Consider the following 14,024-nt stretch of genomic DNA (forward strand, 5'->3'; position numbering starts at 1 on the left):
GGACCGGGACCAGTGTGTCGTCCCTTCGGATTGCTCCACTGTTCAGTATAGGTGAACACCCATCCGACCTGTAGAACTATTACGCTCGGCGCGGTAGGCGGGGTATGGCCACGGACGAGCCGGTGACGGTGCGGGCGACCGAGACGAGCTTCCGGATCCTGGACGCGCTTCGCGCGCTCGAGGGTGCCGGGGTGACGGAGCTCGCGAGCCACCTCGACCTCCCGAAGAGCACCGTCCACAACCACCTCCAGACCCTCCGGCGCAACGAGTACGTCACCAAACACGGCTCGGCGTACGACGTCGGGCTGCGGTTCCTCCAGCTGGGCGAGTACGCGCGCGACCGGCGGGGGATCGCGACCATCGGCCCCCCGGAGATCGACAAGCTCGCCGAGGAGACCCGCGAGATGGCGAACCTGCTGGTCGAGGAGCACGGCCGCGGCGTCTTCCTCTACCGGGCGAAGGGCGCCGACGCCGTCCACATGGATACCCATGCCGGAAAGCGCGTCCATCTCCACACCACCGGCTTCGGCAAGTCGATCCTCGCCCACCTCCCGGCGGCGCGCGTCGAGGCGATCCTCGACCGCCACGGCCTCCCGAGCGCCACTCCGAACACCATCACCGACCGGGACCGACTCATGGACGAGCTCGAGACGATCCGCGAGCGGGGCTATGCCTACGACGACGAGGAGCGCCTCGAGGGGCTGCGGTGTGTCGCCGCGCCCATCGTCGTCGACGGCACAGTGCTCGGCGCGGTGAGCGTCTCGGGACCGAAAAGCCGGATGTCCAGCGAGTGGTACACCGAGGAGCTCCCCGGACTGACGATGAGCACGGCCAACGTCATCGAGATCAACAGCACGTACGCCTGATTACATGAGTACAGATGTAACGAACAGCCGGCCGGTACGGCCGTCGCGGCAACCGAACCGGTCCCGCAACGCCTCGAGCGATCGGCGTCCCCCTCGTCGCTCGTCCGCTCGATCGGTTCCCGGCCGTCCGGCTACGGCGTGGGGTTCCGCGAGCCGATACCCTCGGCGGCTGCGGAGTTCGCCGTTTTCGGGTCCGTCTCGATGTGCCAGCGGTCGATCTCGTCGTCGTACTCGGCGAGCAGCTCGCTGATCTCCTCCTTCAGCTCGTCGTCGTTGATGTCCACCTCGAGGACGAACTCGTCGCTCCCCCCGAATCGGCTCACCTCGGCGACGTTCGCGCTGACGAGCTCGCCGTCGAAGTAGTACGGCGCGACCTCCGTCATCGCCCCTTGGTAGACCGTGTCCTCGACCGCCCGAAGGACCTTCCGGCCGGCGGTGTCCGCGGCCCGCGTCGCGTGGTCGACCGAGTCGTGGACCGCCTCCTGGGCGTCCCCCTCTTCGCCCATCCGTTCGTACGACTCACTCAGCTTCTCGCCTGCCGCCCGGAGGTCCTCCTCGGCGGTCCGCCCGACCCGCTCGCCGCGTCCCTCGTCGACGCTCGCCTGCTCGGACGTCCGTCGGCTTATCTCGTCGTCGAGCCGATCGTCCGCCTTGGGACGCCATTCGTCCCACGCCTCGAACTCCTCGCTGTCCGCATCGGTCGCTTCGAGCGCCGCGGTGATTCGTTCGCCGTGCTCGACGATGTCGCCCCAGGTTCCCGTGACTTCGAATCCTGACACGCTTTCCTCCATTCCGATCACCTCCGTCGTGTTCCGTGTAATCCTTATCGTGCAAACCGCTTGAGCTTTTTGGCACCCGCTATCCCCTCACGGAGCTACCGTGGCCCGGAGAACCGGTGGAATGAGACTCTGGGATCGGGTGCGATTCCCCCTCCTCCTCCAATTTCGTATATCAGTATGAGATTTATGTCCTACAGGAGGCGATAGATGTTCGCCTCGTAGGTCTCGCGCACGCGGTCGCCCCAGTTGTGAGTGTAGGTGTCGATGACGTCGTCGGCGACGTCGCCGCGGAGGTACTTGACGATCCCGCGCTCCCCGGTCTGTCCTCGGAGGTAGGTCGTGAAGAAGTGTCGGAAGTAGTGTGGCGTGACGTTCTCGCTTGCGCCCCCGCCGGTCCGGTACCAGCCCCGATCACGGGCGTGACGCTCGACGGTGTGGTGGACCGTCTGGGGCGTGACCCGTTCGCCCCACTGACCCGCCGTGCTACAGAAGAACGGCTCGGCGGACGAGCGAGGATCGGGGCGGACCGCGAGCCATCGGACCAGGGTCTCGCGGAGCTCGTCGTCGACGGGGATCACCGTCGGACGACGGCGCTTGTTCGAAGCGGTGCGTTCCTCGCCGTTGACGACCGTTCCGCGGGCGGGCTCGGGCGAGACGTAGATCGAATCGGGCTTGCCGTGGAGCTGTGGCCGGGGGTCGACCCCGATCTCGATCGCGTCGGTCGTGAGATGGACGTCACGGAGGTCGAGGTTGCACAGCTCGCCGGCGCGCATTCCGGTCTTCAGAAGGGCGACGATCATCGCCCGCGAGAGCGGGTGGCCGATCCCGGCGACGAACGCCTGCATCTCCTCGATGCCGATCTCTCGACGCGTCGGATCGACGTCGATGGACTCGTCCATCTGCTCGACGACGAGCGCCATCGGGTTCTCCTCGAACTCGCCGACCTGGGTCATGTAGGCGTAAAAGCGGTGGAGGTACGACGCGTAGGTCGCGAGGGTGCTCTCTGCGACCTCGCCGCGCTGGCCGTGGATCCAGGCCATACACCCCCGGTGTGAGACCGCCGAAAGGGTGTCCGCATGCGGATACTCGGTCTCGATGAACGACTCGAAGTCCCGCAACACGCGCTCGTAGGCCGATCGCGTACGTTCGGTCTTGCCCTGATACTCGATGTCCTGGAGGAAGTACGCGACCGGGTCCTCGGCCCCCGAACCGTCGGCGTTCATGACTGTTCGGCCAGCGTGTAGCCTCCGTCCCGGCCGCTGTAACGGACGCGGTTCTCCTCCTGAAGGGACTGGAGCGCCTCGTCCAGACGGTCCTCGAGGTTGTCGGTCAGTGTCTCCACGAGCTGATCCCACGAGAGCGGACCCGAGCCAGCTAGGGCCGATTCCACCCGGGACTCGAGATCGGCGCCGTCCTCTCCCGCACCGGGTTTCGAGGTTCCGGTCTCGGTGTCCGGACCCTCCGCCGGTTCGAAGCCCTTGCGACCCGCTTGGACCATCGTCCGGAGGAACTCGCTCTGGCTCATCTCGAGCTCCTCGGCGTGGTCGACCCAGATGCGTTTCTGGTACGCGGGGACGTGTGTCTTCACGAGCGTCCGTTCGGTGTCGTCTCCGTCCGCCATACCGACCCTTCGCGGCCCACCCTCTTCAATGTACCAGATAAGAAAATAACTCCTCTTATCTTCCTCCATGGACCTTAGTTGACGGCCGGAATTCCGACTTATATTCTCATTTGGTACTACCAGACGCACTATCTAGTACCAGAAAAGAAGATAATGATTTCACTACAGACGTCGACTCGGAGCGGCCGGGAGAAGCGAGTGATTTCCGCAGCCCCTTCTTCGGGCTACTACCCCTTGGGGTAAAGGGGCGCGAACACCTCTCGCCGTAGCGGCACGATAGGTTGGCCATGTATCACTTACTCCTCTTCCGAGCGCTCGTTGACGAGAGTCGATCAATGGAGTTCGACTCAACGTCGATCGGCGATTTCGTTCCATGGCGACCCGTGCGCTTTGGGCTCCGAACGGTTCATCGGCGATGGTGCCTCCGCGAGACGCATCGATCACACCTCCGATGGACGAACCTATCGGATGGGGACTGCCGATCACTCCTCGGAGGCGATCGCTCGCCCGGTCGGTTCCTCTACTGATGAGACGCCGTTCTCTGCCGATCACGTGTGAGATCATTCCTCTCCTGACCAACTGTACGTCTGATTGAAACATCGACGCCCCGAACCGATCGGTATTGTCCCGTTCAGGGGAACATAAATCTCATGTTGATATACCCAGATAGGGCGGATCGGCCCGGCTCACGTCACCCGGAGGTGATCGTCCCGGGGTTCGTACAGCTTCCCCTCCATGCGCAGCTCACGCACCGCGTCGAGCGTCTCGCCGATCGTCATGCCCCGCTCGCCCATCGCCACGGTCACGAGGCCGAGCGGGACGCCACCCTCGACTCGAGCCTCCAGTTCGGCGATGACCGATCGGAGGTCCTCGCCCGGGATCGAGGCCCCCTCGAGTTCCGCGCGTTCCCACTCGACGTCGTGGCCGGTGATCGCGCGATGTCGCCGGTGGAAGGCGACCGCCTCGTTGACGTCGTCGATCGCCTTGCGGACCGCACAGTCCGGGCAGGTGACGACGAGCCGAGCACGTTCGCGCTGGTTCATGGAATCGGCCGCTCACGCATCGTAGGCCTCCTGTGCGAGCAGGTGCAGCCGGTGGACCGTGTGTTCGTTCGGGCCGAGCTGGGCCTGGGCGAGCGCGTCCGATTTCAGCCCCTCGTACTGGCGCTCGACGAGCTCGAAGTCCTCCTCCTGAAGCTTGCGGCTCAGCTGGACGAACTCTTTCTCTTCGTCGCTCAGTTCGGCGTCCTTGAAGTAGTAGTCGGCGATCAGCTGAAAACGTCCCTCGTCGATCGGATCGATGATGTAGGTGCCGTAGCCGTCGGCGTTGCCGTACATGTTGAGCGTGAAGTTCGGCCAGAAGTAGTAGAACCGTGCCTCGCCCTCGATGAGCGATTCGGCGGCCTCGACGCCCTCGTCGTGGGTGTAATGCAGCACCCAGTAGTGGTCGTCGACGACGAGCTCGGACTCGGAAAGCGAGATCCCCTCGATCCAGTCCTGGTGGTTGGCCTGGCAGTGGTCGCACTCGGAGTAGTTGCCGCTGAAGGTCTTCCAGTTGCACTCGACCTCCGAGACGTACCGCCGGGCGAGCTCGTAGTCCTCCAGGGGGAACGACTCGAGCTCTTCTTTGAGGGTCCCGGCCTGCTCGGCCAGCGACATCGGGTCGTCGTCGAGGTTGACGAACAGCAGGGGGCCGATCGAGTCGAGATGGACCTCCCGCAGTCCGTTCTCCTCCGGGTCGAGCCGGGGGACGTCCTCGTCCTCGAGATCGGGGTTCATCCCCGCCTCCTCGAAGCTCCGGGGCGTGCTCCGGAGGTCCCCGTCGAGCTCGTAGGTCCAGAGGTGATACGGACACCGGATCCCGTTTGCGTTGCCCGGATCGGTCATCGGGGTGTCGTCGACCATCTTCGAGCCCCGATGGGCACAGACGTTGTAGAACGCCCGCATCCCTCGGTCCTTGTCGCGGACGACGATGACCTGCCTGTCGCCGACGGTCCGCGTGAAGTAATCCCCCGGCTCCCGGATGGCGTTCTCGTGGCCGGCGTAGACCCAGTACCGCGAGAACACCGTCTCCTGTTCCATCTCGTGGACCGCCGGGTCCGTGAAGTACTTCGCCGGCAGCGCGTTCGTCTCGTCGGTTATGTCGGGACTGACCGACGCAGTCGCGTCTGTCCCGTCGTTCCACCGCGTCATGTACCCGTTCGTAATCCGCCGAGCCCCATAAATGTTGGCGGCACGCTACCGTCCCTCACCACCCGCCGTACACGGGCCCGTGGACGCTGCAAAGGATCGATCACGATCTAGTTCGGAATGTTCGAACCGGCGTTTTCCCCGCAGCGAGCCGGTATTCCGTATCGGCCGATCGGGCGAGGCCATCGGATTACATGAGTATGATTGTAATATTTCGGCTCCGTTCGCCAGGTGACCATGTCGCTGGGGCTCCGAGCCCCGGTGCCGTTCATGCATTTCGAACCGAGCTCGCCGATCCGGGATGGACGCCCGTCTGGGCGGACGGTGGGTCTTACCGTTGACTCGCCGAGCGGGGCTGTCGGTTCGGCGTACCCGAACCCTTTTGTAGCTGTTCCTTGCAGACAGTACCATGACAACGGATCACGTTCAGGACGGGGTGAAGACGACCGAGCGCTCGCTCGCGCTGGTCGGCTTCATCCAGCGTCGGGACGGGGCGACCCTCTCGGAACTCGTCACGGAGCTCGGGCTCGCGAAGAGCACCGTCCACAAGCACCTCTCGACCCTCGAGAGCCACGGCTACCTCGTCAAGGAGGGCGAGCAGTACCACATCGGGCTGAAGTTCCACCACCACGGCGAGTACGCCCGCCTCCGAAAACGTGGCTATCGCCTCGCCGGGCGGACGGTTCGCGACCTCGCCGAACGGACGGACGAGGAGGCGGACTTCGTCGTCGAGAACGACGGGCGGACGATCACGATCTACGAGTCCTACCACCCCCAGAACAGCTACCGGGACGACCTATTCGACACTACCAGCGACCTCTCGCACTCGGGGACCTACTACCACATGCACTGTACGGCCGGCGGGAAGGCCCTGCTCGCGGCGCTGCCCGACGAGCGCGTCGAGGCGATCCTCGACCGATGGGGGCTTCCCGAGCGGACGGAGAACACGATCACCGACCGCGAGACCCTCTTCGAGGAACTCTCGCGCACGCGTGAGCGCGGGTACGCCGTCGCCGACGAGGAGTACGTCGACGGGCTGTGTGCGGTCGGCGTCGCCGTCAGGAACCCGGACGGCTCGATCCTCGGCGGGCTGGCGATGTCGGTCCCGACCTACCGCCGTGGGAGCGAGGGGTTCGAGTCCGAGGCGCCGCGGATCGTCCTCGAAGCCGGCCGAGAGCTCGAGGAGGCCCTCGCGGAACCGGCGGACTCCGAGCCGATCGTGTGACGCATGTGACCGTGACACTTAATGCGGTGGTCCGACGATGGCAGTACGAACGACATGAGCGCCGAGACACTCCCGCGAAAGGCGGGGACCGTCATCGTCGGAGCCGGCTGTGTCGGCTGTAGCGCGGCCTACCACCTCGCCGAACGGGGCCGCGAGGATATCGTCGTCGTCGATCAGGGGCCGCTGTTCGAGACCGGCGGATCGACCTCCCACGCCCCGGGGCTGGTCTTCCAGACGACCGAGAACGAGCTGATGAGCCGGCTCGCACAGTACACCGTCGACCTCTACGGCGACCTCGACGCCTTCGCGGACTGTGGCGGTATCGAGGTCGCCTACACCGAGGAGCGCTGGGAATACCTCGAGCGAAAGCGCGAGTACGGCCGCTCGTGGGGGGTTGAGGGCGGCGAGCTGCTCTCGCCCGACGAGGTCGCCGACCGGATCCCCCAGATCGACCCCTCGACCATCCACGGCGGCTACCACGTCCCCGGCGACGGGAAGGCCCATGCGGTCGACGCCTCCGCGGCAATGGCCCGCGCGGCCGAGGACCGAGGGGCCGCGGAGTTCTACGGCCACACCACCGTCACCGACGTCGAGACCGACGGCGGGGAGGTCCGTGCGGTCGTCACCGACGACGGGCGCATCGAGTGCGAGGAGGTGCTCGTGGCGACGAACATCTGGGGGCCCCTGTTCGGCGAGATGGTCGACGTCGACATTCCCCTCGTTCCCTGCGCCCACCAGTACCTCGTGAGCGAACCCATGGAGGAACTGGCCGGCGCGAGCGAGGAACTCGAACAGCCGATCCTGCGCCACCAGGACTACTCGCTCTACTTCCGCCAGCACGGCGAGTCCTACGGCATCGGTTCGTACGACCACGAATCCTTACTCGTGGATCCCGAGGACATCCGCGCGCCCGAGGAAGCCGAGGAGATGCCCTCGATCCGGGAGTTCACCGAGGAGCATTTTTATGAACCGACCCATCCCGACATCGACAAATCCGCCTACGACGCCGCCCGCGAGCTCGTGCCCGCCTTCGAGGACGGCGGGTTCGAGCGCGCGTTCAACGGGATGTTCTCCTTTACCCCCGACGGCATGCCAATCCTCGGGGAAACCGAGGGTATCGACGGGCTGTGGTGGGCGCTCGCGGTCTGGGTCACCCAGTCTGGCGGGGTCGGCAGCGTGGTCGCCTCGTGGATGGAGGAGGGCGTTCCCCGGCTCGGAAACGAAAAAGTCGACGTCAGCGGCGCGCACCTCGAACGGTTCCAGCCCCACTCGGGCAGTCGAGCCTTCTCCTATGCTCGTGGCGGCCAGCAGTACCGGGAAGTGTATCAGCTGACCCACCCGAACGAGCAGCCCGTCGAGCAACGCGGGCTGCGCCGGAGCCCCTTCTACGAGCGCCAGAAGGAGTTGGGTGCCCAGTTCCACGAATCGGGCGGCTGGGAGGTGCCCCAGTGGTACGAGGCCAATGAACCCCTTCTCGAAACCTACGACGTGCCCGAGCGCTCGGGCTGGCTCGCGGAGGGCTGGTCGCCGATCCAGGGTGCCGAGCACCAGGCAGTTCGAGAAGGCGTCGGGATCTACGACCTCTCGCGCTATACGGGGATCGAGATCACGGGCGAAAACGCGCTCGAGTTCGTCCAGCGGCTGTTCGCGAACGACCTCGACAGCGAGGTCGGCCAGGTGCGCTACAGCCCGATGCTCGATCACGACGGCGGGGTGCTGGCGGACATGGCCGTCACCCGGCTGGGCGAGAACCGATTCATCGCGACCACCGGCGGGGGCGCCTCGGCGACCGAGCACGCCCGCTGGATCCGCGAGCACGCGCCCGAGGAGGGGGTCGACATCGACGCCCACGTCTCGGATCAGTGCGGGCTCGGCGTCTGGGGGCCGAAGGCGAGGGAGGTGCTCCAACCACTCACGGAGGAGGACCTCTCGAACGACGCCTTCGGCTACTTCCGCGCGAAGGAGTTCTACCTCGACTCCATCCCGGTGCTCGCGCTGCGGGTCTCGTACGTCGGTGAACTCGGCTGGGAGCTCTACGCACCCACGGAGTACGGCGGACGGCTCTGGGACCTGATCTGGGAGCAAGGGCAGGACCACGACATGGTCGCGCTGGGCAACGGCGCGTTCCTCGGCTCCCTTCGATTGGAGAAGGGCTACCGGCTCTGGGGGACCGACCTCACGCCCGAGCACGACCCATACGAGGCGGGGATCGGCTTCGCGGTCGATACCGACACCGAGTTCATCGGTCGGGATGCACTGCTGGAGGCAAGGGAGTCGGGCCCCGACCGGGAGATCGTCCCGCTGACGCTCGACGACTCGGGCGAAACCGTCGACGGCGGGAAACCGATCCTCGACGGCGAGGAGGTCGTCGGCCACGTGAAGGCCGCAGATTACGGCTACAGCATCGACGCCGGCATCGCCTACGGCTACCTTCCGACGGAGCGCGCCGAACCCGGCGTCTCGCTCGAGATCGAGTTCGGGGGCGAGCGCTACCCCGCCACGGTCGCCGAGGAGCCGCTGTTCGACCCCGATCGGGAGAAGATCATCCGCTGATGGTGGGTGTCAGCTTCGCGGACATCGAGGCCGCCGGGGACCGACTCGACGACGAGAGCGTCGTCAAGCGCACGCCCGTCGAGCGAAGCACGTCGTTGGGCGGGATGGTCGACGCCGACGTCCGCCTGAAGATGGAGCACCTCCAGTGGACGGGCTCGTTCAAGACCCGCGGCGCGTACAACAAGCTCGCCCGCGAGGCCGGCGAGGGACGGATCGAACACGCGGTCGCCGCGAGCGCGGGCAACCACGCCCAGGGGGTCGCGCTGGCGGCCACAACGTTGGGAATCGACTCGACGATCGTCATGCCGAAGACCGCCCCCCAGACGAAGATCGACGCCACTCGAGGGTATGGCGCGACCGTCGAGCTCCGCGGGACGGACTTCCGGGAAGCGATGGCTCACGCGAAGGAGCTCGCCAACGACGGCGATTCGACGTTCGTCCACGCCTACGACGACCCCGACATCGTCGCCGGGCAAGGTACTCTAGGAGTCGAGATGGTCGAGGACTGTCCCGACGTCGACACCGTCGTCGTCCCCATCGGCGGCGGCGGGCTGATCAGTGGGATCTCGCTGGCGTTCGCGGAGCTCGCGCCCGACGTCCGGGTCGTCGGCGTTCAGGCCGAGGAAGCCGCGACCGTCCCCGAGAGCCTCGATAAGGGTGTCCCACAGACGCTCGATTCGGTCGACACCATCGCCGACGGGATCGCCACGGGCGGCGTCTCCGAACTCACCCTCGGGATCATCGAGGAGCACGTCGACCGGGTGATCACCGTCTCCGACGGCCAGATCGCGCGTGCAGTCCTGCTGTTGCTCGAGCGCGCGAAACAGCTCGTCGAGGGCGCGGGCGCCGCGGGGGTCGCGGCAATGCTCTCGGACGAACTCGACGTGCGCGGCGAGACCGTGATGCCGCTTCTGTGTGGCGGGAACCTCGATATGACGATGCTCCAGACGGTGCTCGTCCACGCGCTGACCGATCGCCAGCAGCTGCTGCACCTCCGGGTACGGATCGACGACGTGCCCGGGCGCATGGCCGAGCTCTCGACGCTGATCTCCGAGCACGACGCCAACATCCGGACGGTGCGTCACGAGCGCTCCGTCGCGGACCTCGACGTCGGCGAGGCCTACCTCGTCTTTCGGATCGAGACCAGCGGCGCCGAGCACTCCCGGTCCATCACCGAATCGATCACCGACCGCGGCTACGACGTCGCGATCGTGAACCGCACGTAGCGATCGTCACCGTTTCGTTGTCCTCAATTCCGGATCGGGTCGACACTACCGAAAGGTATTAGGAAGACTGTTATAGACATGAGTCAACATGAGTCAATCAGACGGGCGGGGAGCGATCGGCCGGTTCGTCGACGAGCTCGACGTCACCGTTTTCGGGGTGGGGTTCGCCATCGCGGCCGTCGCGGTCGTGGGGTTCCTGCTCAGTCCCGATCGAACCGCCGAGGTCATGCAGGGTACCAACGAGTACCTCTGGAGCACCTTCGGCTGGGCCTATCTGCTGGTGATGTTCACCCTGGTCGCGTTCGTCTTCTTCCTGATCTTCAGCCCCTGGGGCAACATCAAGCTCGGCGGGCCCGACGAGGAGCCCGAGTTCACCTTCCTCGCGTACTTCTCGATGATCTATTCGGCGGGGATCGCGGCGGGGATCGTCTTCTGGGGACCCGCGGAGGCCATCTTCTACTTCGGCGACGTGCCGCCGCTGGTCGGCGCCGAGGCCGAAACCACCGGGGCGGCGGTCGGCGCGATCCGATACACGTTCTTCCACTGGGGCGTCTCGGCGTGGTGTGCCTATACGATCATGGCGCTGCCGATCGCCTACTACGCCTACCGCCACGACGCGCCCATCCGCATCTCGACGGTGATCGCGCCGTTCGTCGGGCTCGACAACCTCGAGAGCCCGTGGGCGAAGGCGATCGACGTGCTGGCGGTGTTCGCGACGATCGGCGGGGTCGCCGCGACGCTCGGGTTCGTCGGGAGCCAGTTCCTCGTCGGCATCGAGTACACCACCGGGACGGGCGTCACCGACCTCGGGACGATCCTCGTGATCACGGGGCTGACGGTCGCCTTTACGATCTCGGTCGCCCTCGGCGTACGAAAGGGGATCCGCCGGCTCTCCTACTTCAACATGATGCTGTTCGGGCTGCTCACGATTCTGACCTTCCTTCTGGGCCCGACGAGCTACATCATGAGCGTCGGCACCGAGGCCCTCGGGGGCTACATCAACCAGTTCATCGAGATGAGCTTCCACACGGGCGCGGCGACCGGCCAGGAGGAGTGGGTCGGCACGTGGACGATCTTCTACTGGGCGTGGTGGTTCTCCTGGACGCCGTTCGTCGGGCTGTTCATCGCGCGGATCTCCCGCGGGCGCACCGTCCGCCAGGTCGCGGCGACCGGCGTGCTCGCCTCGACCGCGGTGACCCTGCCGTGGTTCGCGACGATGGGCGCGACCTCCATCTTCCTGCAGGACGCCGGCCAGGCGGACGTCCTCGGGACGATCGAGGCGTTCGGCGGCGACGAGGCCGCGGCGGGCTACCCGATGTTCGAGGCGCTCCCGGTCGGGTTCGAGGCGCCGCTTTTGGGCTCGCTGCTCATGCTGCTGTTCATCGTCCTCATCACGACGTTCTTCATCACCTCGGCGGACTCCTCGACGCTCGCGCTGGGGATGCTGACCACCGGCGGGGTCGAGCAGCCCTCGACGATCAACCGCGTGATCTGGGGCGGGTTCATCGGCGCGCTGGCCTCCCTCCTGTTGGTCACCGGCGGGACCGACGCGCTCCAGCAGGCCGCGATCATCACCGGCGGGCCGTTCGCGCTCATCACGCTGCTGGCCGTCGGCGTGATGATCCTCACGTTCGGCAAACACCACCCGCTGTTCATGCGCGAGGAGAACGAAGCGCCGATCCCGTCGGTCGAACCCGACGTCGGCGACGGCGCGGCGGTCGAGACCGACGGCGCCGGCGAGGCCGAGGACGGGGACGACTGAGCGACTGAACTACTCCAGCTTGCTTCGTCTGACGGTCGTCACGGGGGCGTTGGCCGTTCTGACGACCCGTTCGGCGACGCTGCCGAGGATGACGTCCTCGACCCCGTCGCGCCCGTGGGTGCCCATGACGATGCAGTCGATTCCGTTCCGGTCGGCGTACTCGACGATCTCCTCGTGGGCCTTCCCGCTCTCGACGGCGGTGGTGCTCGAGAGCCCTCGCCTCTCGGCCTCGACCGAGACCTCCTCGGTGATCTCCCGGCCGTACTCGACCCAGTCGTCGCGCTCGTCGGCCTGGCGCATCGAGCCCGACGGGATCGTCACCAGTCGCGACTCGACGACGTAGAGCGCGTGGACCGTCGCATCGAACGCCTCGGCGAGGTCGATCCCGTGTTCGACCGCCTTGCGCGCGTCCTTGCTCCCGTCGGTCGGGATGAGGATATCGTGGTACATGTCAGCCCCTTCGAGAACGCCGACCAAATCGTTTTCGACCGTTCGGACCCCGCCCGCCGAGCGCCAAGGTTTATGCCGACGCTCCGGCTTTGAACGCCCGGGAGAACGGAATGGCGACTCACTACGACGACATCGTTATCGGCGTCGGCGGTATGGGCAGCGCGACCAGCTACCGGCTCGCACAGCGCGGCCGGGACGTCCTCGGGCTCGAACGCTACGACGTCCCCCACGCGATGGGTTCCTCGCACGGGGTCTCGCGGATCATCCGGCTCGCGTACTACGAACACCCCTCGTACGTTCCGCTGATCCGCCGGGCCTACGAGCTCTGGGACGAGGTCCAGACCCGCCACGGCGAGCAGCTGCTGTTCGAGACGGGCTCGATCGACGCCGCTCCTGAGGACGACCCGCTCTTTCGGGGGTCGCTTCGCTCCTGCGAGGAGTACGACATCGACCACGAGGTGCTCTCGGGTACCGAGATCAACGAGCGGTATCCGGGCTACGACCTTCCGGAGGATCACATGGCGGTCTACCAGCCCAACGGCGGCTACGTCCTCTCCGAGCGGGCGATCGTCGCCCACGTCACGCAGGCCCAGCGCGAGGGCGCGCGGATCCAAGCCCGCGAGCGCGCCACGGGCTGGGAGCCCGAGGGCGATGGGGTGCGTGTCACGACCGACCGCGGGGAGTACACTGCCGACGATCTCGTGATCGCCTCGGGCGCGTGGGCGGGCAAACATATCGACGCCCTCGACGGGATCGCGGTTCCCCAACGCCAGGTGCTCGCCTGGCTCCAGCCCCGGGAGCCCGAGCGGTTCATGCCCCGGAACTTCCCAGTCTGGAACCTCCAGGTCGAGGAGGGCCGGTTCTACGGGCTGCCGATCGTCAAGGTGCCGGGGTTCAAGTTCGGCCGATACATGCATCGCGAGGAGGACGTCGACCCCGACGCGATGAACCGCGATCCGGAACCCGAGGACGAGTGGCTCCTCCGGGAGTTCGCGGAGAACCACTTCCCGCAGGGGACGGGTCCGACGATGCAGCTGGCGACCTGCATGTTCACGAACACCCCCGACGAACACTTCGTCATCGACCGGCACCACGAGCACCCGCAGGTCGTCTTCGGCGCCGGGTTCTCGGGCCACGGCTACAAGTTCGCGAGCGTCATCGGCGAGGTCCTCGCGGACCTGGCGAGCGAGGGCCACACCGACCACCCGATCGACTTCCTCTCGCTCGACCGGTTCGATTGAGCTCCCAACGCGCCCTTCGCGCCGCGTTCCCGGAACGCCGCGATCGTTTCCCTGGTTGGGAGCCGGCACGGGGGAACCTATCTATCGAACCGACGATATCGTGACAGAGAGT

General features: G+C 66.3%; 12 protein-coding genes. 6 read left to right on the plus strand and 6 right to left on the minus strand.

The window, feature by feature from the left end:
- Positions 1-104 precede the first annotated feature (104 nt).
- Positions 105-866: an IclR family transcriptional regulator gene (locus WOA58_RS14795; RefSeq protein ID WP_340605037.1), complete on the plus strand. Its 762-nt coding sequence runs from the start codon at positions 105-107 to the stop codon at positions 864-866.
- A 131-nt stretch (positions 867-997) separates the two neighbouring features.
- Here the strand turns inward: WOA58_RS14795 and WOA58_RS14800 are convergent, their stop codons facing one another.
- From WOA58_RS14800 to WOA58_RS14820, 5 genes are all read right to left on the minus strand, one after another.
- On the minus strand, positions 998-1,657 hold the full coding sequence (locus WOA58_RS14800; RefSeq protein ID WP_390220960.1) for a DUF5828 family protein: 660 nt from the start codon (positions 1,655-1,657) through the stop codon (positions 998-1,000).
- Between the two features lie 179 nt (positions 1,658-1,836).
- Positions 1,837-2,868 (minus strand): tyrosine-type recombinase/integrase, encoded by a 1,032-nt coding sequence (locus WOA58_RS14805; RefSeq protein WP_340605039.1) that lies wholly within the window; start codon positions 2,866-2,868, stop codon positions 1,837-1,839.
- Positions 2,865-3,266, minus strand: a complete 402-nt coding sequence (locus WOA58_RS14810; protein WP_340605040.1) for a DUF5805 domain-containing protein — start codon at positions 3,264-3,266, stop codon at positions 2,865-2,867. Before WOA58_RS14810 ends, WOA58_RS14805 begins: the two co-directional genes overlap by 4 nt.
- A gap of 686 nt (positions 3,267-3,952) precedes the next feature.
- Positions 3,953-4,309, minus strand: coding sequence for a DUF7542 family protein (locus WOA58_RS14815; RefSeq protein ID WP_340605041.1), 357 nt, complete (start codon positions 4,307-4,309; stop codon positions 3,953-3,955).
- 12 nt (positions 4,310-4,321) lie between these two features.
- The gene (locus tag WOA58_RS14820; RefSeq protein WP_340605042.1) at positions 4,322-5,458 is read right to left on the minus strand and encodes an aromatic ring-hydroxylating oxygenase subunit alpha; all 1,137 of its coding nucleotides are present in this window, start codon (positions 5,456-5,458) and stop codon (positions 4,322-4,324) included.
- Positions 5,459-5,864: 406 nt separating this feature from the next.
- Between WOA58_RS14820 and WOA58_RS14825 the strand changes: the two genes are divergently transcribed.
- From WOA58_RS14825 to WOA58_RS14840, 4 genes are all read left to right on the plus strand, one after another.
- Positions 5,865-6,680 (plus strand): IclR family transcriptional regulator, encoded by an 816-nt coding sequence (locus WOA58_RS14825; RefSeq protein WP_340605043.1) that lies wholly within the window; start codon positions 5,865-5,867, stop codon positions 6,678-6,680.
- Between the two features lie 54 nt (positions 6,681-6,734).
- The gene (locus WOA58_RS14830; protein WP_340605044.1) at positions 6,735-9,233 is read left to right on the plus strand and encodes a GcvT family protein; all 2,499 of its coding nucleotides are present in this window, start codon (positions 6,735-6,737) and stop codon (positions 9,231-9,233) included.
- Positions 9,233-10,459: a threonine ammonia-lyase gene (gene ilvA, locus WOA58_RS14835; protein ID WP_340605046.1), complete on the plus strand. Its 1,227-nt coding sequence runs from the start codon at positions 9,233-9,235 to the stop codon at positions 10,457-10,459. Before WOA58_RS14830 ends, ilvA begins: the two co-directional genes overlap by 1 nt.
- Before the next feature lie 88 nt (positions 10,460-10,547).
- Positions 10,548-12,221 carry a BCCT family transporter gene (locus tag WOA58_RS14840; protein WP_340605047.1) on the plus strand — a complete coding sequence of 558 codons (1,674 nt, stop codon included), beginning with the start codon at positions 10,548-10,550 and terminating at the stop codon, positions 12,219-12,221.
- 9 nt (positions 12,222-12,230) lie between these two features.
- On the opposite strand, the gene WOA58_RS14845 is transcribed toward WOA58_RS14840, so the two are convergent.
- Positions 12,231-12,671 carry a universal stress protein gene (locus WOA58_RS14845; RefSeq protein WP_340605048.1) on the minus strand — a complete coding sequence of 147 codons (441 nt, stop codon included), beginning with the start codon at positions 12,669-12,671 and terminating at the stop codon, positions 12,231-12,233.
- 110 nt (positions 12,672-12,781) lie between these two features.
- On the opposite strand from WOA58_RS14845, the gene solA reads away from it, so the two are divergent.
- Positions 12,782-13,912: an N-methyl-L-tryptophan oxidase gene (solA, locus tag WOA58_RS14850; RefSeq protein WP_390220963.1), complete on the plus strand. Its 1,131-nt coding sequence runs from the start codon at positions 12,782-12,784 to the stop codon at positions 13,910-13,912.
- The last annotated feature ends 112 nt before the right edge of the window (positions 13,913-14,024 follow it).

It is taken from the genome of Halalkalicoccus tibetensis (assembly GCF_037996645.1).
GTDB classification, from domain to species: domain Archaea; phylum Halobacteriota; class Halobacteria; order Halobacteriales; family Halalkalicoccaceae; genus Halalkalicoccus; species Halalkalicoccus tibetensis.